This is a genomic window from Micromonospora sp. CA-259024 (assembly GCF_050936255.1).
Classification (GTDB): domain Bacteria; phylum Actinomycetota; class Actinomycetes; order Mycobacteriales; family Micromonosporaceae; genus Micromonospora.
In genome coordinates this window covers 2,180,448-2,203,291 of the sequence record NZ_JBNJND010000002.1, presented here as the reverse complement: position 1 = coordinate 2,203,291, position 22,844 = coordinate 2,180,448, and the positions used below count along the sequence as shown (strand labels likewise).

At 70.7% G+C, this 22,844-nt stretch carries 19 protein-coding genes and 1 tRNA gene; 4 read left to right on the top strand and 16 right to left on the bottom strand.

From position 1 onward, the window contains the following. Positions 1–42: 42 nt before the first annotated feature. Together ACQEUX_RS29785 and ACQEUX_RS29780 are read right to left on the bottom strand one after the other, a co-directional pair. Positions 43–1,698 carry a B12-binding domain-containing radical SAM protein gene (locus ACQEUX_RS29785; RefSeq protein ID WP_433055377.1) on the bottom strand — a complete coding sequence of 552 codons (1,656 nt, stop codon included), beginning with the start codon at positions 1,696–1,698 and terminating at the stop codon, positions 43–45. Positions 1,699–2,325: 627 nt separating this feature from the next. Continuing rightward, a tRNA-Thr gene (locus ACQEUX_RS29780) sits at positions 2,326–2,399 on the bottom strand. Positions 2,400–2,513: 114 nt separating this feature from the next. On the opposite strand from ACQEUX_RS29780, the gene ACQEUX_RS29775 reads away from it, so the two are divergent. Beyond that, entirely contained in the window at positions 2,514–4,298 is a 1,785-nt protein-coding gene (locus ACQEUX_RS29775) for a metallophosphoesterase family protein (protein ID WP_433055374.1), read from the top strand. 177 nt (positions 4,299–4,475) lie between these two features. After that, on the top strand, positions 4,476–5,288 hold the full coding sequence (locus ACQEUX_RS29770; protein ID WP_433055371.1) for a lysostaphin resistance A-like protein: 813 nt from the start codon (positions 4,476–4,478) through the stop codon (positions 5,286–5,288). A 53-nt stretch (positions 5,289–5,341) separates the two neighbouring features. Here the strand turns inward: ACQEUX_RS29770 and ACQEUX_RS29765 are convergent, their stop codons facing one another. The 6 genes from ACQEUX_RS29765 to tmk form a co-directional block, all read right to left on the bottom strand. Further along, positions 5,342–6,181 carry a PSP1 domain-containing protein gene (locus ACQEUX_RS29765; protein WP_433055368.1) on the bottom strand — a complete coding sequence of 280 codons (840 nt, stop codon included), beginning with the start codon at positions 6,179–6,181 and terminating at the stop codon, positions 5,342–5,344. A 331-nt stretch (positions 6,182–6,512) separates the two neighbouring features. Further along, positions 6,513–7,193, bottom strand: coding sequence for a hypothetical protein (locus tag ACQEUX_RS29760; protein ID WP_433055365.1), 681 nt, complete (start codon positions 7,191–7,193; stop codon positions 6,513–6,515). Continuing rightward, positions 7,193–7,498: a hypothetical protein gene (locus ACQEUX_RS29755; protein WP_433055362.1), complete on the bottom strand. Its 306-nt coding sequence runs from the start codon at positions 7,496–7,498 to the stop codon at positions 7,193–7,195. Before ACQEUX_RS29755 ends, ACQEUX_RS29760 begins: the two co-directional genes overlap by 1 nt. A gap of 1 nt (position 7,499) precedes the next feature. Further along, entirely contained in the window at positions 7,500–7,829 is a 330-nt protein-coding gene (locus ACQEUX_RS29750; RefSeq protein WP_363782862.1) for a YbaB/EbfC family nucleoid-associated protein, read from the bottom strand. Between the two features lie 144 nt (positions 7,830–7,973). Further along, on the bottom strand, positions 7,974–9,251 hold the full coding sequence (locus ACQEUX_RS29745; RefSeq protein WP_433055358.1) for a DNA polymerase III subunit delta': 1,278 nt from the start codon (positions 9,249–9,251) through the stop codon (positions 7,974–7,976). Continuing rightward, positions 9,251–11,314 carry a dTMP kinase gene (gene tmk / locus ACQEUX_RS29740; RefSeq protein ID WP_433057235.1) on the bottom strand — a complete coding sequence of 688 codons (2,064 nt, stop codon included), beginning with the start codon at positions 11,312–11,314 and terminating at the stop codon, positions 9,251–9,253. Before tmk ends, ACQEUX_RS29745 begins: the two co-directional genes overlap by 1 nt. Positions 11,315–11,658: 344 nt before the next feature. Between tmk and ACQEUX_RS29735 the strand changes: the two genes are divergently transcribed. Beyond that, a complete protein-coding gene (locus ACQEUX_RS29735; protein ID WP_433055355.1) occupies positions 11,659–12,867 on the top strand; it encodes an amino acid deaminase/aldolase in 1,209 nt (402 codons plus the stop codon). A gap of 20 nt (positions 12,868–12,887) precedes the next feature. Here ACQEUX_RS29735 and ACQEUX_RS29730 read toward each other — a convergent pair whose 3' ends face one another. Next, complete coding sequence (locus ACQEUX_RS29730; RefSeq protein ID WP_433057233.1) at positions 12,888–13,493, bottom strand: TetR family transcriptional regulator; 606 nt, start codon at positions 13,491–13,493, stop codon at positions 12,888–12,890. Positions 13,494–13,719: 226 nt separating this feature from the next. Here ACQEUX_RS29730 and ACQEUX_RS29725 point away from each other — a divergent pair, with 226 nt between their 5' ends. Then, complete coding sequence (locus tag ACQEUX_RS29725; protein ID WP_433055352.1) at positions 13,720–15,036, top strand: D-arabinono-1,4-lactone oxidase; 1,317 nt, start codon at positions 13,720–13,722, stop codon at positions 15,034–15,036. On the opposite strand, the gene ACQEUX_RS29720 is transcribed toward ACQEUX_RS29725, so the two are convergent. The 7 genes from ACQEUX_RS29720 to ACQEUX_RS29690 form a co-directional block, all read right to left on the bottom strand. Continuing rightward, entirely contained in the window at positions 14,999–16,156 is a 1,158-nt protein-coding gene (locus tag ACQEUX_RS29720) for a GDSL-type esterase/lipase family protein (protein ID WP_433055349.1), read from the bottom strand. The genes ACQEUX_RS29725 and ACQEUX_RS29720 overlap by 38 nt on opposite strands. A gap of 16 nt (positions 16,157–16,172) precedes the next feature. After that, positions 16,173–17,153 (bottom strand): NADPH:quinone reductase, encoded by a 981-nt coding sequence (locus ACQEUX_RS29715; RefSeq protein ID WP_433057231.1) that lies wholly within the window; start codon positions 17,151–17,153, stop codon positions 16,173–16,175. Beyond that, positions 17,153–17,452, bottom strand: coding sequence for an antibiotic biosynthesis monooxygenase (locus ACQEUX_RS29710; RefSeq protein WP_433055346.1), 300 nt, complete (start codon positions 17,450–17,452; stop codon positions 17,153–17,155). The genes ACQEUX_RS29715 and ACQEUX_RS29710 overlap by 1 nt, the downstream gene beginning before the upstream one ends. Next, on the bottom strand, positions 17,449–18,081 hold the full coding sequence (locus tag ACQEUX_RS29705; protein ID WP_433055343.1) for a TetR/AcrR family transcriptional regulator: 633 nt from the start codon (positions 18,079–18,081) through the stop codon (positions 17,449–17,451). Before ACQEUX_RS29705 ends, ACQEUX_RS29710 begins: the two co-directional genes overlap by 4 nt. 169 nt (positions 18,082–18,250) lie before the next feature. Then, positions 18,251–21,079 carry a type I DNA topoisomerase gene (gene topA, locus ACQEUX_RS29700; RefSeq protein WP_433055340.1) on the bottom strand — a complete coding sequence of 943 codons (2,829 nt, stop codon included), beginning with the start codon at positions 21,077–21,079 and terminating at the stop codon, positions 18,251–18,253. Between the two features lie 436 nt (positions 21,080–21,515). Continuing rightward, entirely contained in the window at positions 21,516–22,265 is a 750-nt protein-coding gene (locus ACQEUX_RS29695; protein WP_433055337.1) for a hypothetical protein, read from the bottom strand. Further along, entirely contained in the window at positions 22,256–22,798 is a 543-nt protein-coding gene (locus ACQEUX_RS29690) for a hypothetical protein (protein ID WP_433055334.1), read from the bottom strand. The genes ACQEUX_RS29695 and ACQEUX_RS29690 overlap by 10 nt, the downstream gene beginning before the upstream one ends. Positions 22,799–22,844 lie beyond the last annotated feature (46 nt).

The window sequence follows — 22,844 nt, the reverse complement described above, 5'->3', positions numbered from 1 at the left end:
ATCCGTTCCGGGTCCATCTCATACCTTTCTCAATTTTGCGGCTCATGCAGTTAGCAGGGTGTCGACGTTTCGAGCAGCCACCAGGGCACGCCCTATGACCGGGTGGGCGTCCGGACCGTCGCGATGCGCCAATGCGCGGACGACGGCATCAGCGAGGTGCCGGGCCGTAGCCTCGATATCGAGATCGAAGGCCGCACGGAAATCGTTTCCCGCCCTACCGTGGCGGATCGCCGCCAAGATTGCGTCACAGGTCTGGTCCCTGAAGAGATTGGTGGCGGTTCTCAGCTCCTGCACCGACTCCCCCAGGGCGCCGGCCGTGCCGAAGCGCGACAGACTCTTTGAGGGGTAGTACAGGGGATGTAGCCGGCGATTCCACAACTGCACGGAGTCGTAGAGCCGCTGCACCTCTCGATCCGCGAAGCGGTAGGAGTGCATGAGCGTGTCCGGATCGAACGCCGGGTCATGGAGAACCACACCCTGTGCTCGCTCGTACTTCTCCAACAGAGTGAGATAGTGCGAGGAGGTTTGTAACCGCAGTTCACTGCTGATCCCGGAGGCCACCGACGCGAGATTGTGCTGGCGCATGAACTGCAGGCTGTCCTCGATCTCATCGAGCGTGCAGAGCGGATCGAACAGGATGACCCCGATCTCGACCCGGACGCCGAGAGACCGCAGGAGTTCGGCGGCCGCGACAGCCTCGGACCGCGTGTGCCCCTTGGCGTACCGCTTTAACTGCGCCGGGGAACACGACTCGATACCGAGGAAGACCTTCTGCAGCCCGGCACCCGCCAACGCCTCGACCAGCGCCCTCCGCCTCGCGGCCGCATCCGCCGTGTCCCGCCGCGAGAAGACCGAATGGATGGTCGCGCTGGCATCGAAGCGGAACGTCGGGAGTGGCATGGCCAGAAGTTGGTAGACGAAATCCTCGGTCTGGTCCAGATCACCACCCAGAAAGTCCTCGTCTGCGATGGTGACGTCCCGGATGCCGCGCACAGCCAACTCGTTGAGGTCCTGGGCAACCGCCTCCGCGGACTTCCGCCTGAACTCGAATCCACGCCCCTGAACGTCGGTCAGGCCTCGGAGGCAGAAGGTACACGAGGCCCAGGAGCAGCCGCGGCTGGTCTCGACGAAGATCTCGCCCCCCAGTTCCGCGATCCGGTCCAGATGCAGACGGCTCGGGGGCGGAACGGCTCTCAGGTCGACCAGCCGTCGTGGTGTGGCGATATCGACGCCATGCACTCGATCTCTGTACCGCAGGCCGGCCACGCCCGACCAGTCCGAGAGACCATGCATCCAAGCCCGCACCAACTCCGGGAGCGCCTCGTCCGCCTCCCCGAGGATCACCACTGCCTCAGCAGCGACCTCGTCGATGAGCCGATCGCTCAGGTAGGTAGCGAGCGGGCCACCAACGACGATGAGCGCATCGGGACGTCGTACTGCGGCCCGCAGGAGCGCATAGTGCTTCTGCAGAAATGAGAACGTCCCGTATTGCAGACCGATCGCGAGAACGTCGGGTTGAATCTCGCTGATAGCTTGCGCGAGTCGGCTCGCATTTTCCTCGCCCCACTCGACCATGTCCACAAGCGTGACCTGCAGCTCCGCTTCAGCGAAGGCCCCGCGCAGGGACCCCGCGATCGCGGACAGCCCGTGGCTTTCCCCGATTGCTGGATACCGCTCGGAGTACAGCGAAACAGCCATCAGTCGAACTGGGCGTGCAGTTGACCCCTGCTCTTCGAAGCTGCGAGACACGGCCCTCCCGCCCCGGTCGCTCGTGTGGGGCCGACGGTACCGGGCAGCGTGTTGCTTGTCAGCCTCCCCCGCACCCCTTGTGCGACTGATGTCGACGATGGGTGAGCGACTGAGCAGGTGACGCCTCATTCAGGACACCAGCAGAGGCAGCAGGATAGATCTTGCTCAATGCTGCGAACCGCCGGGGCTGTCACCGAAATGGCAGCCTGAACCACGCTTCGCGGCAACCGGCGTTGCTCCACAGCCGAAACATCCGCAGGACGGCATTGCGTCTACCGATGCGACCGGTCAAGCAGCCGCTGGATGGTGTCACGCAACAACCACCAAGGTCAGGTGTCGTCATCTGCTGGGACGGATCTGTCATGCACAGATGGGACTGCGCAACGCGGTGGCAGCGTCCCGTCACGGGACCTGCTCGACACGCGCGTCCCAGCAGACGCTTACATGATCGAGGTACCCGGCCGCAGTAGCCAGGCCCCGACGGTCGGCGCTACCGGCTGGTACACCCTGGCGCGGCATCTGGATCAACCTTGGGAAACGGCGAAGCCCAGGTCAATGACCTGGGCTTCTGTGCCGAGCCGCCTGACGGAATCGAACCGTCGACCTACGCATTACGAGTGCGTCGCTCTAGCCGACTGAGCTAAGGCGGCAACGATCAGCAAGTGTACGGCACCCCACGGCCCCCGGCCGAACGGGATACCCCCTCCCCACGTGGTCCCGCCAACCGGACATCGGCCGTCATCTGGACGTTTACCGGACAGCGCATGATCGGGAGCGGGACTACGCTGCGGCGGGTGAGCGACGAACGCGACGACCCCGACCGCCAGGACGAGGCGCACAGCCGTCCTGACCGTGCGCCGGCCAGCGAACGCGCCACCCATCGACCGCGCAGCACCGACCCGCTGGAGTTGGGCTTCACGCCGCGCAAGCCGGTGCCGTGGCTGGCCCCGTTTCTGCTGATCAGCACCGGCATCCGAACGCTGTTGGCGGTGCTCTTCGGCGCGTACCTGGACAAGCGCGAGTTGCAGAACGCGTTCGGCGACGACGTCTTCCGCCAGGTCGGGCCGGACGGCGGTCTGTGGCTCGACTACGTGGCCGACCTGGGTGACGGCTTCAACGCCACGTACTCGGTCGCGTACCTGCTGGCGCAGCCGGAGCTGACGGTGGACGGGCATCGGTTGCCCCGGGCGCAGACCCTGGTGATGGGCGGCGACCAGGTGTACCCGTCGGCGGCCTACGCCTCATATGAGGACCGGTGCAAGGGCCCCTACCAGGCCGCGCTGCCGGTGGCACCGCCCGAGAAGCCCACGCTCTTCGCGGTGCCGGGCAACCATGACTGGTACGACGGCCTGACCGCGTTCCTGCGGTTGTTCGTCCGCTCCCGGGACCGTAACTTCGCCGGGTGGGGCACCGGGCAGTCACGGTCGTACTTCGCGGTGGAGCTGCCGGCCGGCTGGTGGCTGCTCGGGGTGGATGACCAGTCCGGCTCGTACCTGGACGACCCGCAACTGGCGTACTTCGACGAGGTGGCCCGGCGGCTCGGCCCCGAGTCAAAGCTGATTATCGCGGCGCCGGCGCCGACCTGGGTCAAGGCTGCCGACAACCCGACGGCGTACGACTCGATCGACTACTTCATCCGTACGATCATCGATCCGACCGGGGCGCAGGTGCGACTGCTGCTCTCCGGCGACCTGCACCACTACGCCCGTTACGCCGGGGCGGACCGGCAGCTCATCACGTGCGGTGGGGGCGGCGCGTACCTCTACCCCACGCACAAACTGCCGGAGCGCATCGAGGTCCCGCCGCGGGACACGCTGGCCCGACGGGCCAGCTCTACCCGGCCGTACGATCTGGTGGCCCGCTATCCGGACGCGGCCCGCTCCCGTCGTTACGGCTGGGGTATCTTCCTCCGGCTGCCGTTCCGCAATCCCGGCTTCACGACACTGCTCGGCACCCTGCACACCCTGCTGATGCTGGCCATGGCGGGTGCGACGGCGAACTGGGCCGACAGCACCGACCAGCGGCTGTTCACCGTTCCGCTGGTGATGATGGTGCTCGTGACGGTGTTGGCGGCGGCCCTGTTCGCCAAGCCGCCCAGCGCGAGCGGCAAGCGGCATGCGCGGCGCTGGCTTCTCGGTGTCGGCCACGGCATGGCACATGTGGCCCTGGCTGCGGCCGGCACCTGGGCGTGGTTGGCGCTGCCGTTCTACGACTGGCCGTGGCCGCTGCCAGCGGTCGCCGCGGCGGTGCTCTACGGCCCGGTGATCGGCTTCGTCGCCAGCCAGTTGGTGGCGGCGTATCTGTTGGTGGCGGGCTCGTTCGGGGTGAACGTCAACGAGCTCTTCGCCGGCCAGGGCATCGAGGACTCCAAGGTGTTCCTGCGGCTGCGCATCGACCCGGACGGAACGCTGACCATCTACCCGGTCGCGGTCGACCGGGTCTCCCGCGACTGGCAGGTCAGCCCCGACCAGTCCCCCACGGCAAGCTGGCTGACCCCAAAGACCCCCCTAACTCCCCGCCTGGCCGAACCCCCCACGGTCCTGCACTGACACCACACCCCACCCAACAGCCCAGTTGATCAAGAAGTTTGCGTCACTCCAGGCCGGATTTCTGACGCAAACCTCTTGATCAACTCTGAGACAGCATCACGACATCCGTCATGCCCGTTCGTGCCGTGTCAGGGCCGTGACAGGCCTGTGGCAGGGGGTGGAGCGAATCTTTGCGGCATGGAGAACACGCTGACCCGCACCGCTGCCACAAAGGCCACCCGCCCGAACCGCCTGGTCGAACTGCTCCTCGCCGACCGTCACTCGCTTCCGCTGTCGATCGCGCTGCACCTGGTGCCCGGTGCCCTGATCGTCGCCGCCTACCTGTTCCTCGCCGAGCCGTTCGTCAAAGCGATCAACTATCCGATCTTCCTCGCCTGGGCGATCGCCCTGGTCATCGTGCTCACACCGCTCCTGTTCGGCCTGTTGTGGTTGGGCCGCAAACGCACCGGCCGCTACACACTGCGCACGGTGACGTACTACTGGGACAGGCCCATCGGGCGGGGAAAAATCATCGCCACCATCGCCGGCCTCATCGTGTGGATGACGGTAGTGTCACTCGCGCTCGTTCCGCTGGACAACCTCGTCTTCGACAACTTCTTCACCTGGATCCCCTTCGAAGGCGCGGGCGGCAGCGCCACCACCTACATCGATGGGTACTCACACTCGCAGCTGGTCGTCACGATGCTGATCTGCCTGCCGCTGACCGGCTTCACCCTCCCCCTCATCGAGGAGTACTACTTCCGCGGATTCCTGCTGCCCCGCATCTCCCACCTGCGCTGGGGAGCACCCGTGCTCAACACGGTCCTGTTCTCGGTCTACCACTTCTGGGCGCCATGGACCGTCCTGTCGAAGATGATCTTCCTGTTCCCGGCAGTCTGGCTCGTCTGGCGCAAGCGCGACATCCGGATCTCGATCGGTATGCACCCCGGCACCTGCCTGCTCATGGCCACGATCGGCACCATTGCCATCATCCTGGGCGTCACGCCGTAACACCTACACGACCGAGAACCACGGGGACCTTCATGTCACGGGTCCACTTCTGATCACACGGCATCCCGGTCTTCATACGCCTTGCGGCTTCCGCACACGTCGGCGCGGGAGCACATGGAACGCGAGCCGTCGGCGTCCAGGCGGACGGTCACCGCGTCTCTCGGGACGCTGTGACCGACCACCCGGCCCTCCCCTTCCGGCGTGGTGACGCGAGCGCCGGTCGCCGGGGCGGACTCCTGGAACCTGGCGTACAGAGGATGCTCGTACTTCAGGCAGCACATCAACCGGCCGCACGCGCCGGAGATACGCAGCGGGTTCAGCGGCAGGTCCTGGTCCTTCGCCATCCGGATGGTCACCGGCTCGAAGTCGGTGAGGAACGTCGCGCAGCACAGGTCCCGACCGCAGGAGCCGATGCCGCCCTGCACCCGCGCCGAGTCGCGTGCGGAGAGCTGGCGCAGCTCCACCCGACAGTGCAGGGTGGCACCCAGGTCGCGGACCAGGGAACGGAAGTCCACCCGGTGCGGGGCGGTGAAGTACACGGTGCTGCGCTCACCGCCACCCTCGGGGGCGCCGAGCACATGGTCGACCGCCACCACCTTCATCGGCAGGCCGTGCGAACGGATCAGCCGTTTCGCGGCCACCTTGGCCTCGGCCTTACGCCGACGCAGCACCTCGTCCCGGCGTAGGTCGTCGTCGCCGGCCAGCCCCACCAGGCGGGGAAAGCCGTCGGTCTCGTCGGTCACCCACTGCGCGGCCCACACGCACTCCGCCACCTCGGGCCCGTCGTCGGTGGGCACCAGCACCTTGTCGCCCACCTGCGGACGCAGCTCACCCGGGTCGAGGTAGTAGAGGCGCCCATACCGGTTGAAGCTGACCGCGCAGAGCATGCCCATCCCCCCACCCTACGACGGTTCGTGGCAGAGCGACGCGTCGGCCTGTCGTCGGACGACTACACCCCGATGCCATTCATAACCGTCGACTTGACCTATTGCGGGGCGGCCCGGTTGTGCCGTTACCCCTCGCCCGGACGGTTGAATCCGGGCCCGGGCGGGAGACAAGACGCGCCACGGCGGCGTTGAGTGGAGGCAGACCTGCGGGGGGTGCAGGGGGAAGACCACGGCGTCGCCGTGGGCGCCGGCTCAGGTCAGGCGCCCGCGAGCGACGCCGTGGCCTGTCCGGGGATCGGCGACGGCGACCGAAGACCGCGACGGACGCCCAGAGCGGCTACCAGCCGACCCGGGTGGGCTGGTCGTAGCGGGGCCGAGCGTCCAGCGGCGGCCGCCAGGCAGACTCGGCCAGGCTCGGCGCCCACTGGCGCAACAGCGTCTCCGCACCGTCGTACGCGACGCAGAGCACCGCCAGCACCCGCGCGGCGATCTCAGCCGCGTCGGCCGCACCGGGTCCGACCGGCCCAAGGCGCGTCGACACACCCGCGGCGGTGGCGGCGACCACGGCAACCGCCTCGGCTGAGCGGAGCACGTCGGCCAACGTCCGGGCCAGGGCGAGGCGGCTGCCCTCCACCCAGTCGGCGAGCGCGTCAGCGTACCCGGCGGTGGATTCCAGTCGCCCGACCAGGCTGTCCGGCCCCTCGTCGAGGTGCCGGAGCAACGCCGCCCGCTGTTGCCCGTACGCCGTTGCGGCCGAGCCGGACCAGAGCACCGCGTCGGTGAGCGTGGCGGAAACGTCGTCGTACCCCCGGACCAGCCGGCGCACCGCGTGCCCGGCACCGACGAGCGGCGCGGGATGGAGGTCGAGGAAACTGCGGACCGCGTCGCCCGGCAGCACCTGCATCCGGCGCAGCAGCGGCCAGACGCGGTGCCCTTCCGGGACGCCGGCGGCGAGCAGAGTGTCCACCCGGCGCAGCAGGTCGAGGCCGGGCTCGGCGAGCCGGTCCAGCGCGTCCATCACGGCTCCCCGGCGAGCCGGCTGCGGGCCGCCCGGTCGACCTCGGCATAGCGGTCGGCGGCCTCGCGCACAGCCGAGGCGGCGGCGGCCAGCCGACCGGCGGCGGCGCGCGCCTCCCGGGCCCGATCGTCGGTGGCGGTGGTCCACTGCCGGTGCAGGGCGCGACCGATCTCGCCGGGGCGGCCCGCGGCGTCGGCGCCGAAGGCGGCCTGGGCCGGGTCGCTGGCGGTGACGGTGTGCGAAACGGCGGTGAGCGTGGCGCTCGCTTCGTCCAGCCGGGCGGAGAGCGCGCGCAGTGTGTCCATCTCAGGCCCCCGCGAGCGGTCGGTAGGCGGCGAACGTCTCGTTGTGCAGCTTCTCCCGGGCCCACTCGGCGGCGTCGGCCGCGGCGGTGACCGCGGCCTGCACGGAGCCGGCCACATCCCGCGGGTTGCGGGTGTGCAGCGGCCCGAGGAACCGGACGTCGGTGATCCGCCCACCGGCGGTGACCACCACCTCGACCAGACCGTCCGGCGACCGGACGGTCACCTCGACGGTCGACACCGCCTGGTCGAACTCGGCCTGGAGCGACTCGATCCGGCGGTAGCGCCGCACCGCCTCCTCGATCCAGGCTTCGTCGATCTCCCCCCGCGGCATCGGCCGACTCCTCCCGGGTGGTCCCTCACTCAGCGTGCCGTCACCGTCACCACGGCACACCGGACCGTACCGCACAGCAATTGTGCGTGTCGATGCCTGTGGATGACGGGTCCGGCGAGTGGGACCAGGGCCGGGGAGGGCGGCTCAGCCCTTCCAGAGGGCGAGCATCATCGCCTCGACCGCGATACGCGGCTTGACGTTCGCCTCGATCGCCGCCCGGCAGGCGAGCACGGCCTCCAGCCGGCGCAGCGCCCCCTCGGCGTCCCACTTCTGGGCACCCGCGCCGGCCAGTGCGGCGGTGTCGGTGTGCACCGGGGCGACGGGCGCGCCCAGCGCCATGGTGAGCGAGTCCCGGTAGAAGCCCGCCAGGTCGACCAGCGCGCGGTCCAGCGCGTCCCGCTGGGCTCGGGTGGCCCGGGACTTCTGCCGCTTCTCCAGCTCCTTGAGCTGCCCGGCGGCACCCCGTATCGCGCCGGCCGCGCCCCGGCCGGTGCCGCCCGCGCCGAGCGCGGTCTCCAGTGCCGCCCGCTCGGCCGTGTCGGCCTCGGTGACCGACGCCTCGGCCTCCGCCTCGGCCGCCTCGATCAGCGCGGACGCCGCGTCGAAGGCCGCGCCGACACCGGTCAACCGGCGTGGCACCGCGAGCACCGCCTCGCGCCGCTTACGGGCCTCCGGGTCGCGGGCCAGCCGGCGGGCCCGACCCACGTGCCCCTGCGCGGCAGCCGCCGCCCACTGGGCCACGTCGGGCGCGATGCCGTCGCGACGAACCAGCACCTCGGCCACCGCGGCGGCCGGCGGCTGCCGCAGGGGTACGACCCGACAGCGTGACCGGATGGTCACCGAGATGTCGTCCGGGTGGGTGGACGGGGCGCAGAGCAGGAAGACCGTACGCGGCGGTGGTTCCTCGATCGCCTTGAGCAGCGCGTTGCCGGCGGCCTCGGTGAGCCGGTCGGCGTCCTCGATGACCACCACCTGCCAGCGACCGCCGGACGGGGTGCTGGCCGCCCGGAGCACCAGCGCGCGCATCTCGCTGACGCCGATGGAGAGCCCTTCGGGCACCACCAGTCGGACGTCGGCGTGGGTGCCGCCCATCGTGGTGCGGCAGCCGGGGCACTCACCGCAGCCGGTGCCGTGCACGCACTGCAGGGCGGCGGCGAACGCCCGCGCGGCGACCGAGCGGCCGGAGCCGGGCGGCCCGGTGAAGATCCAGGCGTGCGTCATCCCGGCGGACGGATCCACCCCGCCGGGCGCGGCATCGCCGGCCGGCGCGGACTCGGCGTCGCCGGCCGGGCCGGCGGCGATCAGCGCGGGCGCCCGGTCGGCCGCACCCGCGCGCAGCACGGCGGACGCAGCGGCGGCGGCCCGGCGCAGCTCGGCCACCGCCTCGTCCTGACCGACCAGGTCGGCGAAGACGTCCGGCATCAGGTCTTGTGCTCCATCGTCACCAGCTCCGCGTCGGATAACTCGGGCTGCACCGACGTGTCCGGGCCCTGCGCCGGCCGGGGGTGCACGATGCCGCCCGGCTTGCCGAGCATCTCCTCGACCCGGCGGACCACCTGCCGGGTGATCTCCTCGACCGGTCGGGACGCGTCGAGCACCAGGTAGCGCTTCGGGTCGGCGGCGGCGAGGTCGAGGAAGGCGTACCGGACGCGCTCGTGGAAGGCGATCGACTCGGCCTCCAGCCGGTCGGCGCCCTCGTTGCGCGAGGCCACCCGGGACAGGCCGGTGTGCGGCTCGACGTCGAGCAGCACCACGAGGTCGGGCTTGAGCCCGCCGGTGGCCCACGAGGAGAGCCAGGACACCTCGTCGACCGGGAGTGTCCGTCCGGCGCCCTGGTACGCCAGGGACGAGTCGACGTACCGGTCGCTGATCACCACGCCGCCGCGGACCAGCGCGGGCCGGACGACGGTGGCCACGTGGTGTGCCCGGTCGGCGGCGTAGAGCAGCGCCTCGGCGCGGGGTGACGGCGCGTCGTCGCCGGAGGTGTCCAGCACGAGCGACCGGATCCGCCGACCGACGCCGGTCGCCCCCGGCTCGCGGGTGACCACGACGTCGCGGCCGTGACCACGCAGCCGCTCGGCAAGCGCGGTGAGCTGGGTGGACTTGCCCGCACCCTCGCCACCCTCGAAGACCACGAAGAGCCCGGCGGAGACGAACGGCTCGGCCGGCATCAGCGGACGGCCCCGGATGGATCCCCAGAGGTCGGCGAGGACCGGCACGCCCTTCTTGTCGTCCATCTGGCCGAAGGCGCTGATCCCGGCGAAGATGCCGGCGGCACCGGCGGCGAGCAGCAGCAGTCGGGTGGAGGAGACGGAGATGCCGAGGTCGGCGATGGCCAGCTTGCGGGAGCCACCGACGCCGACCAACACGCTGCTCAGCCCGATGGCCAGGATCAGCACCAGCCGGGTGCCGATCTGCACCACCGCGAAGACCCGGCCGCGCACCTCGTCGGCCACCTCGCCGCCCAGCAGCGTGGTGCCGGCCAGGAAGGCCATCCCGGCACCGGCGCCGACCAGCACCGCGCCGACGATCGCCATGGACAGGTGGATGGCGAAGGCGAGGGTCATCACCGCGGCGCTGGCCAGCACGATGCTCATGCCGAACCAGCGGCGCCGGGACATCTCCTTGACGATCATCGGGCCGAGCCCGATGCCGAGCGCCAGACCGACGAAGATAGCGCCGAAGAGCAGCGAGAACGCGGCGTCGCCAGCGCCCAGCGAGTTGGCGAAGAACTTGGCCGTGCCGACCACGATGCCGCCACCGGCGAACGCGCCGAAGATGCCCAGCACCAGGCCACGGACGAGCGGGGTCTCGCCGATGTACTTCCAGCCCTCGGAGAACTGCCGGAACATGCTCTGCTCGGCACGCTCGGCCTCACCGCGTTGCGCCTCGCTGATCTCCTTGATCCCGAATGCCACCACCAGTGCGGTGGCGAGCCGGGAGAAGGAGTTGATCCAGAGCGCAAGCTGGGCCGGCTCGGCCCAGGAGGGTAGGTCGCCGCCGACGGCACCACGGACGCCACGGTCGAGCACGGCAAGGCCGACGGCGGCGGCGACCGGGGTGAGGCCGTACGTGGTGATCAGGGTGAGCTGGTTGGCCGCCTCCAGCCGGGCCCGCGGGATCAGGTTGGGGACCGCGGCCTCCTTGGCCGGGATCCAGAGCAGGGTGAGCGACTCGATCAGGAATGTGGCGATGAGCGCCCAGCCGACCACCAGGCCGCCTGCGGCGCCGGAGAGGGCGTAGAGCGGAATGGAGGCGAAGAGCACGAAGCGCAGCAGGTCACAGATGACCATCGTCCAGCGCCGGTCGAACCGGTCGGCGAAGACGCCGGCCACCGGGCCGAGCACCAGCGCGGGCAGCAGCCGGATCGCGGTGACCCCGCCGAACGCGGCGCCCTGGGCGGTGCTGCCCTGCACCTGCGAGGCGGCGAAGAGAGCGGTGGCCAGCAGGCCGAGCCAGTCACCGAAGGAGGCCGCGCCGAGCACGATCCAGAGCCGCCGGAACGGCCGGATGCGCAGCACGGACCGGATGGCGGCATAACCGGACGGGTCCACCTGGCCACCATTGGACGGGTTGGCGGCGTTGCCCGACTGGTCGCTCGATCGCGACACGCCGGGCGACTCGCCGCTGTTCTGGCTTTCGATGGCCGTACCTCCACGTGCCGGCCCATCGCTGGGCACCCCCGGTGGAACACTCTAGACCCGGTGGGGGGCCGCCCCACCGGCGACATTCTCCTGCTCGCTGAGCCTAGGCCGCCGGAGGCGCCGGCCGCAGCCCGGACGTACGCGAGGGTATTTCGCATTCACCGTCGGACAGTTAGCGTGCACACGTGGCCATCGAAAGCGACAAACTTCGCGAGCGTCTGGATCGAGCGACCGCCCACCTCGACCCGCCGTACGCGGTGGTCGACCTCACCGCCTTCGACGCGAACTCGGCCGCACTGGCCGACCGTGCCGCCGGAAAACCGGTCCGGTTGGCCAGCAAGTCGGTCCGCAGCCGCGAGTTGATCAGCCGCGCCCTCGCCCGGCCCGGCTGGCGGGGCATCATGGCGTTCACCCTGCCCGAGGCGATCTGGCTGGTCCGGGCCGGCGTGAGTGACGACGTGCTGGTCGCGTACCCGAGCGTGGACCGCGCGGCCCTCGCCGAACTGGCCGCCGACCCGGCGCTGGCCGCCACGATCACCCTGATGATCGATGGCACCGGGCAGCTCGACGTGATCGACGACGTCCGGCCCCCCGGGCAGCGCGCCGAGCTGCGACTCTGCCTGGATCTGGACGCCTCCTGGCGACCGTTGCGCGGGCGGGTGCACGTCGGCGTCCGCCGGTCACCGGTGCACAGCGCACGGGCAGCCGGCACGCTCGCCGCGACCGTCGCCGGCCGGGCCGGCTTCCGGCTGGTCGGGCTCATGTCGTACGAGGCGCAGATCGCCGGCCTGGGCGACGCGCCGCCGGGGCAGACGCTGCTGGCGGGCGCGATCAGGCTGGCCCAGCGCGGGTCGTACCGCGAGTTGCTGGCCCGCCGGGGCGCGGCGGTGGCCGCGGTACGCGAGCACGCCGACCTGGAGTTCGTCAACGGCGGCGGCACCGGCAGCGTGGCCGCGACCAGCGCCGATCCCGCGGTAACCGAGATCACCGCGGGATCGGGCCTGTACGGACCGACGCTGTTCGACGCCTACCGTGCCTGGCGCCCCACCCCGGCGGCGTTCTTCGCCTGCGCGGTGGTCCGCCGGCCGACACCGGAGCTGGCGACCGTGCTCGGCGGCGGCTGGATCGCCTCCGGCCCGGCCGCCGGCAGTCGACTGCCCCGGCCGTGGCTACCGGCCGGGCTGAAGCTCGTCGGCACCGAGGGTGCCGGCGAGGTCCAGACCCCGCTGTCCGGCGCGGCGGCGGCCACCCTGCGCGTCGGCGACCGGGTGTGGTTCCGGCACGCCAAGGCCGGTGAGCTGTGTGAGCGGGTCAACGAGCTGCACCTGGTCGAGGGGGACGCGGTCGTGGCGACCGTGCCCACCTACCGGGGTGAGGGGCAGGCCTTCCTCTGAGCCCACCGCCCCACGCCGACTCAGGCGGGCTGGGCCGCCTCGGCCTGCTGCCCGACGGTGGACCGGCCGCTGTCCGGGCCGTCGACCTGGCGGTGCAGGTACTCCCGGATCAGTGCCTTCGCCTCGAGCAGCACGCGCTCGTCGCCGTCGGACTTCCGCCGGAACGCGAGCTTGATCAACGCGTCCGCCGCCTCGACCGCGATCTCCAGGACGAAGCGGAGCTGCGGCACGTCGGTGAGCCCGAAACGTTCCGTGAGCACCCGGGCCAACTGGTCGGCGATCACGCCGTTGTTGTCCCGCTGCTCGTCGAGCAGGTGCAGGTCGACCACGTCGCCGAAGTGCAGGGTGCGGAAGCCGGGGACGGTGCGGTGCATCGTGATGTACTCGTCGATCCCCGCGTCGACGCCGTCCCACCAGTGGGTCATCTCGTCGGAGGCGAACCGCTCGTCGAGGCGCTGAAGGTAGGACTCCATCGTGCGCAGGGTCAACGCCTGCACGATCGCCCGCTTGTCCGGAAAGAACTGGTAGACCGACCCGATCGCCACTTCGGCGCGCTCGGCGAGCAGGGTGGTGGTCAGCCCCTCGTACCCCACCTCGTCGACGAGTTCGGCGCAGGCATCCAACATGCGCTGTACCCGCGCGACACTTCGACCCTGCACCGGTACGCGGCGCAGCGGCCCGGTCGTGGCGGCTGGTGTGGACACTCGGCGCCACCCCCCTTCGACGGATGAACATATCTCCACGTCACGAGTCCGTGACTACCGGTACAACGAGCGGACCGCATTTGCGGTATTTACCAGCCAGAACGTTCCTGATAAGAAGTCAGTTCATATTCATGAATGAGGAGCGCGCATGGTCGGCACCGCACCGCTCACCGCCCCCTGGTCGAACTGGGCCGGCAACCAGCGTGGCAGCGCCACCGCGATCCTGCGCCCCGGCTCGCCGACCGATGTCGCGGAAGCCGTCCGAACGACCGCAGCCGCCGGCGGTCGGATCCGCGTGACCGGCAGCGGCCACTCCTTCACCGCCGTCGCGCTCGCCGACGACCACCGGATGGACCTGTCCGAGCTGACCACGGTGGTCAGCGTCGACATCGCCCGTCGGCTCGTCACCGTACCGGCGGGGATGACCCTGCACGCGCTCAACGGCCTGCTCGCCCGGAACGGCCTCGCCCTGCCCAACCTCGGTGACATCGACGCGCAGACCGTGGCCGGGGCGATCTCCACGGGCACCCACGGCACCGGCGCCGGGTGGGGTTGCCTCTCCACCTTCGTCGAGGCGATCACCCTGGTCACCGGCACCGGCGAGGTGCTGCGCTGTTCCGCCGACGAGCATCCCGACGTCTTCGCCGCCGCCCGGGTGTCACTCGGCGCGCTCGGCGTACTGGTCGAGGTGACCCTGCGCTGCGTGGACGCCTTCGTGCTGCACGCCCACGAACGCCCGGCCGAACTGACCGACGTGCTCGACGACCTACCCACGCTGATCGGCGGGCACGACCACGTCGAGTTCTACTGGTTCCCCTACACCGACCGGGTCCAGGTCAAGACCAACGACCGGGTACCCGCCAACGACCGGCCACTGCCCCGCTGGCGCGGCTGGCTGGACGACGACTTCCTGTCGAACACCGTCTTCGCCGGTGCCTGCCGACTCGGCCGTGCCGTGCCCGCGCTCGCCCCGAGGATCAGCGCGGTCTCCGCCCGCGCCCTGACCGAACGCCGGTACACCGGCCGCTCCGACCGGGTCTTTTGCACCCCGCGCCGGGTCCGCTTCGTGGAGATGGAGTACGGCCTGCCCCGCGAGGCGCTGCCCGAGGCGCTCGCCGCGCTCCAGCGGATCGTCGACGGGCTGCCGTTCAAGGTGCTCTTCCCGGTGGAGGTGCGATTCACCGCCGCCGACGACATCTGGCTCTCGCACGGTTACGGCCGGGACAACGCCTACATCGCCGTGCACCAGTACGTCGGCATGCCGTACGAGCCGTACTTCCGGGCCTTCGAGGAGGTGGCCGCCGGGCTGGGGGGTCGCCCACACTGGGGCAAGCTGCACTACCGCGACGCCGCCTCGCTGGCCACGGCGTACCCCCGCTTCGCCGACTTCCAGGCCGTCCGCGACCGGCTCGACCCCGACCGCGTCTTCACCAACCCGCACCTGAATCACGTCCTCGGGGTCTGACGACCTCCGTCGGCACGCCCTGGAGCAGGAGGTCGTCCAGGTCGACCGCGTCGGCCATGGCCTCGGCACCCCTGTCGTTCAGGTGCATACCGTCGCCGCTGTCCAGCGCGGGATGGATGTGGTCGGGGGCAGCCGGGTCCGCGACGGCGCGGGCCACGTCGAAGACGGCGTCGAAGGCGTCCGTCGTACGGATCCAGTCGTTCACCTCGCGTCGGGTGGCGAGACCCGCCGGGGTGCTGATCTCCGGGCCGGCGCCCGCGAAGGGGCCGATGGTCGCGGCGACGATCCGCAGACCGGCACCGTGGGCGCGGTCGGCCAGCGCGCGGAAGCCCTCGACGAGGGCGTCGGCGGTGACGGCCGGCTCGCCCAACATGGCCGGCAGACCGAGGTCGTTGATACCGAAGTGGACCAGGACGTGGGTCGCGGCGGGGATGGAGAGTACGTCGCTGTCGAAGCGGGCCAGCCCGTGTTCGCCGACGCCGTCGCGCAGCAGACGGTTGCCGGCGATGCCCTGGTTGACCACCCACCCGCGCTTCAACCGCCGGTTGAGAAGGTCGACGGATCGACGGTTCGCGCCGATCGTGGTGCCGACCCCTTCGAACCAGGAGTCGCCGAAGGCCACCCCGACGGCGGTGTCCGGGGCGGCGAGCACGTCCACACCCGCGATGAAGAACCGGGCCTCGACCTCCTCCCCTCTCGGCAGGACGGGCGAGGCGACCCGGTTGCCACCGGCTATCCGCGCGACCTCCACCGGCTTGTGGGAGTAGGTGGCCAGGTCGGTCCGCTCCGGGAAGTAGAGGCTCACGACAAGATCGGCGCCGGGCGCGACGGGAATGCTGACCGGGTCGGTGACGGTCTCTTCGCCCGCCGGCACGACGCCGCGCTCGGCACCGCCGAAGGTGAGGGCCGCCTGCCGATCGCCGACGGCGACAGTGGCGGCCCCGATGGTCAACGGACTGCGGCCGTAGCGGTTCGTCAGGCGTACACGCAGGGCGTCCCCGCCGCCGGCCAGGTGCAGCACCTGACGAACGGTCTGGTCGGCGAAGCGCCGGGGTTGACCGAACTGGAGCTGCTCGTACGGACTGATCACCGCGGTACGGAAACCGGCTGTCCAGATCATGGTCGTTTCAGGCCCTTCAGATGTCCAGGACGATCCGGCCGCTGGCCGAGCTGTGTTCGGCCAGCTCGTGCGCCTGTGCGATCTCCGCCAACGGAAGGCGGGCGGCGATGGGGTAACGCAGATCGCCGGCGACCAGCGCGGAGGTCAGTTCACCCGCGGCGGCCTCGTTCGCTGCCTCCGGGAAGTCGTCGTTGCTGAGGAACCGGACGGTGATGTTCTTGAAGCCGAGTGGCCAGTACGGGATGGTTGGCTCGGCCGCGCCGGTCGCGTAGGTGGCGATCACCCCGCCGTTGCGGAGCACCTCCAGGTTGGTCGCCATGTTCGCGTCGAACGCCAACTCGGCGACCCGATCGATCGGCTCTGCACCCGTGTAGTCGAGGATTCGGGTGGCCATGTCTCCACCGGCGGTGTCGAGCGCGTGGTGCGCGCCCGCGGCCAGCGCGTGTTCGACCTGCTCCGGGCTGCGTACTGTCGCGATCACGATCGCATCGCCCCGACGGGCCACCGCGAGCGCGGCCCGCCCGACCGCGCCGAGGGCTCCGGTGACTAGGACCCGCTGGCCGGTCACCGGCCCGTCGCCGAAGATCGCCCGGTGGGCGGTGATGCCCGGGATGCCCAGCCCGGCCGCCTGCTCGTACGGCACCCCGGCGGGCAGCGGCACGGCGTGCCGAGCGGGCACCACCGTGTATTCGGCGGCGGTCCCGAAGGGGCGGTACGACTGGGCGAGATAGACCCATACCCGTTCGCCGATCCGCGACGGATCAACGCCCAGCCCGACCGCATCGATCACTCCGGCGCCGTCTCCGTGCGGGACGACCCGGGGGAACGTCATCGTGGACCCCCACCAGCCCTGCCGTTTACCCAGGTCACCCACGTGGATTCCGGAGACCGACACCCGGACCCTCACCTCGCCCTCGCCTGGCCACGGGTCGGGTAGCTCGCCGACCTCGAGCACCTCGCGCGCCGGACCCTGCCGGTCGTACCACGCGGCACGCATCACGCACCCACCACGTCGGTCGTCGTGCCCTCCTCGGTGCTGACCACCGACTCGATCAGCGAGAAGAACGCCTGGATGCCGGGCCGGTTCGCGCCCCGGCGACGGGACTCCGCGTAGTCCTCGGACGAGCCCCAGAAGACGACGTCCAGCCACTCGTCGGCCGGCAACCGGATCAGTCGCGCGCCGAGGAAGCCGGCACGATCGGCCTGGAAGTCGCTCAGCATCGCCGGTCGCGCGGCGAGCAGAGCGTCAGCGCGCTCGGCGGGAACGCGGAAGCGGGTGATCTCGACGGTGGTCATCGTTCCTCGATCCGTTCGGGTGTTGGTGCGGAGTCGTCGACGCCCAGCATCAGCCGGAGCTGGGTCAGTAGGACATCGCGGAAGTCCGCGGCTGCCGGCGCGGGGTCCTGCTGGACGCGAAAGATGATCAGACCGGCCAGCGCCGCGAGCAGGAGATCCGTCACCGCGTCGGCGTCGTGGGTCAGCGTGAACGCACCCCGGGCGGCGCCTTCCCGCACGGCAGCCAGGAAGGGCGCCCGGTACCGCTCCCGCACGTCGGCGCTGTAGTCGCGGAGTTCGTCGTCGCGCATCGCGGAGCGCCAGAACTCGACCAGGACCTGCCGGGTGCTCTCCGAGTTGTGCAGGCTCCGGTCCACCAGCGCGACAAGTCGTCGCCACGGATCGGCCTCGGCGGCGGACACCGCTCGCAGGGCCTCCACCTCCCGGTCGGTGAACACCTGCATGGCCTCGATGATCATGTCTTCGCGGGAGCCGAAGTACGTCTGCAGGGTGCTGATCGCGACCCCGCCGGCCGCCGACACATCAGCGAAGCGGGTGTTCTCGTATCCCCGGGTGGCCAGCACGCCGGCCACGGCGTCGAGAACGGCGTCCCGCTTCTCGCCGCCCGCGCGCCTCTTCCTCATCGGCATGGCCATACGGTACGACGGTACCGACAAAAATCGCGAAGGTTGAACCTCTCATGTGACCCGAAACATCAAAAAATAGATCTTGGACAGTTTCCGTTCGGGCGGAACGGAAACTGCCCAAGATCTGGAGCGTCGGAACAGCGCCACCCGACGGGTCAGACGGCGCGGAGGGCTACTCCGTGCTGGTGGCGGCCTTGCGCGGGGCGGCCTTCTTCGCCGGAGCCTTCTTCGCCGCCGTCGCCTTGGCAGTGGTGGCCTTCTTCGCGGCAGTGGACTTGCTGGCGGCGGCCGTCTTCTTGGTGGCCGTGGCCTTCTTCGCGGGCGCCTTCTTCGCCGCCGCCTTCTTCCGCGGCGCCGGACCCTTGGCCCGCTTCTCGGCCAGCATCTCGGACGCCTCCGCGAGGCTCAACTCCTCCGGCGTCTGCCCGCGCCGCAGCGATGCGTTGAACTCGCCATCGGTCACGTACGGGCCGAACCGGCCGTCCTTGATCACCAACGGCTTCTCGGTCAGCGGGTCGACGCCCATCTCGCGCAGCGGCGGCGCCGCGGCCCGCCGTCCACGGGCCTTCGGGGCGGCCAGCAGCGCCAGTGCCTCGTCCAAGCCGACCGTGAACATCTGATCTTCGGATTCGAGTGAACGGAACTCCTCGCCCCGCTTGACGTACGGGCCGTAGCGGCCGTTGTTGGCGAAGACCTCGACGCCGTCCGGCGCGACACCGATCAGCCGGGGAAGGCTGAGCAGCTTCAGCGCCTCCTCCAGGGTCAGCGAGTCCGGTGTCTGCGTCCGCAGCAGCGACGACTTGCGCTCGCCGCTGGACACGTACGGACCGAACCGGCCGGACTTGAGCACGATCGGCTCGCCGGTGGCGGGGTCGTCGCCGAGCTTGCGCTCGCCGCTGCCGCCCAGGAACAACTCGTGCACCTTCTCCGGGGTCAGCTCGTCCGGGGCCAGGCCCTCGGGGATCGGCGCCCGGTCACCCTGGGCACCGCCCTCCTCGCCCTCGGCCGGCGTCGGCTGCTCGCCGCCGGGCAGCTCCCGTTGCAGGTACGGCCCGTACCGGCCGACCCGCACGACGACCTCGCGGCCGTCGTCGTCGGTGAAGAGCGGGATGGAGTTGACGCTGCGGGCGTCGATGTCGCTGAGGTTCTCGGTGACCAGCTTCTTGAGCCCGCCGGAGCGGGCGATGTCCTGGTCGCCGGCACCGTTGGAGCTGCCGAAGTAGAACGCCGTGAGGAAGTCGACCGCGGCGTGGTCACCGCCGGCGATCTCGTCCAGCTCGTTCTCCATGCTGGCGGTGAAGTCGTAGTCGATCAGGCGCGGGTAGTGCCGCTCCATCAGCCCGATCACCGCGAACGCCAGGAAGGTGGGGATCATCGCCTGGCCGCGCTTGGTGACGTACCCCCGGTCCTGGATCGTCTGCATGATCGACGCGTAGGTGGACGGGCGGCCGATGCCCAGCTCTTCCAGTGCCTTGACCAGCGACGCTTCGGTGTAGCGCGACGGCGGCTGGGTGTGGTGCCCCTGGGCGGCAAGCTCGTCGGCGGTCAGCGGCTGGTCCTTGACCAGGGTGGGCAGCCGGCGCTCGGCGTCCTCCGCCTCGGCGTTCTCGTCGTCACTGGACTCGACGTACGCGCGCAGGAAGCCCGGGTCGGTGATGGTCTTGCCGGTGGCGCCGAAATCGGCTTCCTCCTGGGAGGTGGAGACCGCGCGGATGCGCACCGAGACACTGGAGCCGACCGCGTCGGTCATCTGCGAGGCGATGGTGCGCCGCCAGATCAGCTCGTAGAGCTTGAACTCCTCGGCGGACAACTCCTTGGCCACCTCGCCCGGGGTGCGGAAGTTGTCCCCCGCCGGGCGGATCGCCTCGTGCGCCTCCTGCGCGTTCTTCACCTTGCCGGTGTAGCGGCGCGGCTCCGGCGGCACACTGCGCTCGCCGTACAGCTCGACGATCTGCCGGCGGGCCGCCGAGATGGCGGTCTCCGACAGGTTCACCGAGTCGGTACGCATATAGGTGATGTAGCCGTTCTCGTACAGGCGCTGCGCGGTGCGCATCGTCTGCTGCGAGGACAGGCGCAGCTTGCGGGCCGCCTCCTGCTGGAGCGTGGAGGTGATGAACGGCGCGTACGGGCGGCGACGGTACGGCTTCTCCTCGACCCGGGTGACCGTGAACGGCCGCCCGTCGAGCCGGGCCGCGAGCCCGCGGGCTCCGCTCTCGTCGAGGTGGACGACGCCCGCACCGGCCCGGACCCGACCCGTGGTCGGCTCGAAGTCCTTACCGGTGGCGATCCGGTCGCCGTTCAACGCGATCAGGGTGGCGTTGAACGTGCGCGGCCCCTCGCCGGCGTTGGCCACCGCGAGGGTGGCCAGGATGTCCCAGTACTCGGCGGTGCGGAAGGCCATCCGCTGCCGCTCCCGCTCGACCACGATGCGGGTCGCCACCGACTGCACCCGGCCGGCCGAGAGCCTCGGCATGACCTTCTTCCACAGCACCGGGGAGACCTCGTAGCCGTAGAGCCGGTCGAGGATCCGCCGGGCCTCCTGGGCGTCGACCAGGTCGCGGTCGATCTCCCGGGGGTTGGCCACCGCCGCCTGGATCGCCGGCTTGGTGATCTCGTGGAAGACCATCCGCTTGACCGGGACCTTGGGCTTGAGCGTCTCGACCAGGTGCCAGGCGATCGCCTCGCCCTCGCGGTCCTCATCCGTCGCCAGGAAGATCTCGTCGACCTCCTTGGCCAGCTTCACCAGCTTGCTGATCTGCTGCTTGCGGTCGGCGGAGACGACGTAGAGCGCGTGGAAGCCGTTGTCGACGTCCACCCCGAGACGCGCCCAGGGCTCCTTCTTGTATTTGGCCGGCACATCGGCGGCGTTGCGCGGCAGGTCGCGGACGTGACCGAAGCTGGCCTCCACGACGTACCCCGGGCCGAGGTAGCCCGAGATCGTCTTGGCCTTCGCCGGTGACTCGACGATGACCAGACGGGTGGTTCCAGCGTTGCTCGGCACGTCTCTCCCCGACCTCACTCCTGCTCGTGGCCTGCCGGCGCCCGGACAGCGACCGCTTTCGACCCCGCCGTCGCACCGGCGGTTCGGATGTCCAACGTAACGCGCCGCCCGCGTTTCGGGTTTCGCGGGCCGTAAACCGCTACGGCACGGCGGCCAACGTCCGCCCCGCCGCGCTCGGCACTGCCGGACGGCGCCACCGTACACCGTGGGTAGGGCTCGAAGCGGGTCACTGTGACGATGGCGGACCTACGGCCGAGGTGCGACCCGCCCGTTTTCCGCCCGGATCGAACCCCCGGGCTGTCCGGCACCGGACAGCCCTGCCCCCGTCGATCATGGAGCCGTGGTGTCCGTTTTCACCCCGGGCGCGAAGTACGTCCCCTAACACAACTCCATGATCGGCCGAGGCGGGGCGGGGCGGGCGGGGTTGGAGATGGGGTTAGGGGTGGGGTGGCCAGGCGGTGGTTGGTGCTGCGGTGGGTGGACCGCCGACCAGCTCGGCGAGCCGGGCCAGTCGGCGGCGGCCGGTGATCCGGTACGCCGGGCCGCCGTCGTCCGGGCCGAGCAGCGTGCCAGCGAGTCCGGCCGCGGCGAGCGCCGCGCCGACCGGTTCCCAGCACTCCTGGTCGTTCTCACCGAGCCGCAACAGGAACCCGCCGGGTTGCTCCGGCGCCCCGGCGGCGGCGAGCCACAGCCGCAGCCGCCGGCCGGTCAGGTGAAAGGTGGCCGGCGGGCGTTTCGCCGGGCCGTGCAGCCAGGCCGCCGCGAGCGGCTTCAAGACCCGGGTGTACGACGTACGGACGGCGTGTCGCTCGCCCTCGGTCGGCTCCCAGCTCGCCGCCAACCCGCGCGACGCCAGTTCCGCGACGAGCACGTGCACCCGCCACGCGGCGTCCACCTGCACCGAAAGACGGGCGGTACCGCCCATCCGCACCACCTCACCCGGCCCGGCGAGCAGCCCGGCCAGGTCGGCGACCGTCGGTTCGGCCGCTTCCGCGCCGAAGAAGACAAGTTGCCGGCCCGCGTCCTCGGTCGGGGACGGCTCGGACGGCGGCGCACCCGAACCGGGGCGGGTCGCCGGGCTGCGCCGCCGTGAGGGCTCGACTGCCGGCGCGGCGGGCTCGGGTGCCGGGAACAGCGCCGGCAGCGGCTGGGCCGCTCCGGTGTCACGGCGCCCGCTCAGCGACACTCCGGCACCTCGTCGAAGGCCTGTTTCAACTCCTCGGAGTTGAGCTTGCTGGTGTCCAACGCACTGGCGTCGTACTCCTTGTTGAGGGTCTCCACCGCGGCCCGTACGCCGTCGTAGAACACGGTGGGCTCACCGGTGCCCAGCCCGTCGATGGTGTCCCGGGCGCGGCCGTAGGCGTCCCGCATCTTTCCCAGTGAGCTGCGGAACCCGGCGGAGATGGCGGCACCGTTGTCGGTCTCCGGTACGCCGGCCTGCTCGACCTTGCGGCGCGCGGTCTCGCTGGCCTGCTCGGCCCCACCGAAGAGCCGCACCAGGTTCTCCTTGGCCTGCGCCGGTGTGGTCTGCGCGGTCATCTGCTCGTCCGTACTGCTGGTCAACTTGCTGATCTCGGAGCGCCACGGGGTGAGCGCGCCGCAGACCGAGGCCGCCCAGGCCCGTGGGCTGGGACCCCCGCCGCAGCCGGCGAGTACGACGGCGATCGTGGCCAGGACCACCGTGAACTTTCCGGCGGCAGACGCCCGGCACGTACGCATGCGTTGCAGCGTACGACCTTTGGCCAGGTGTGGCATCGGCCCGGAC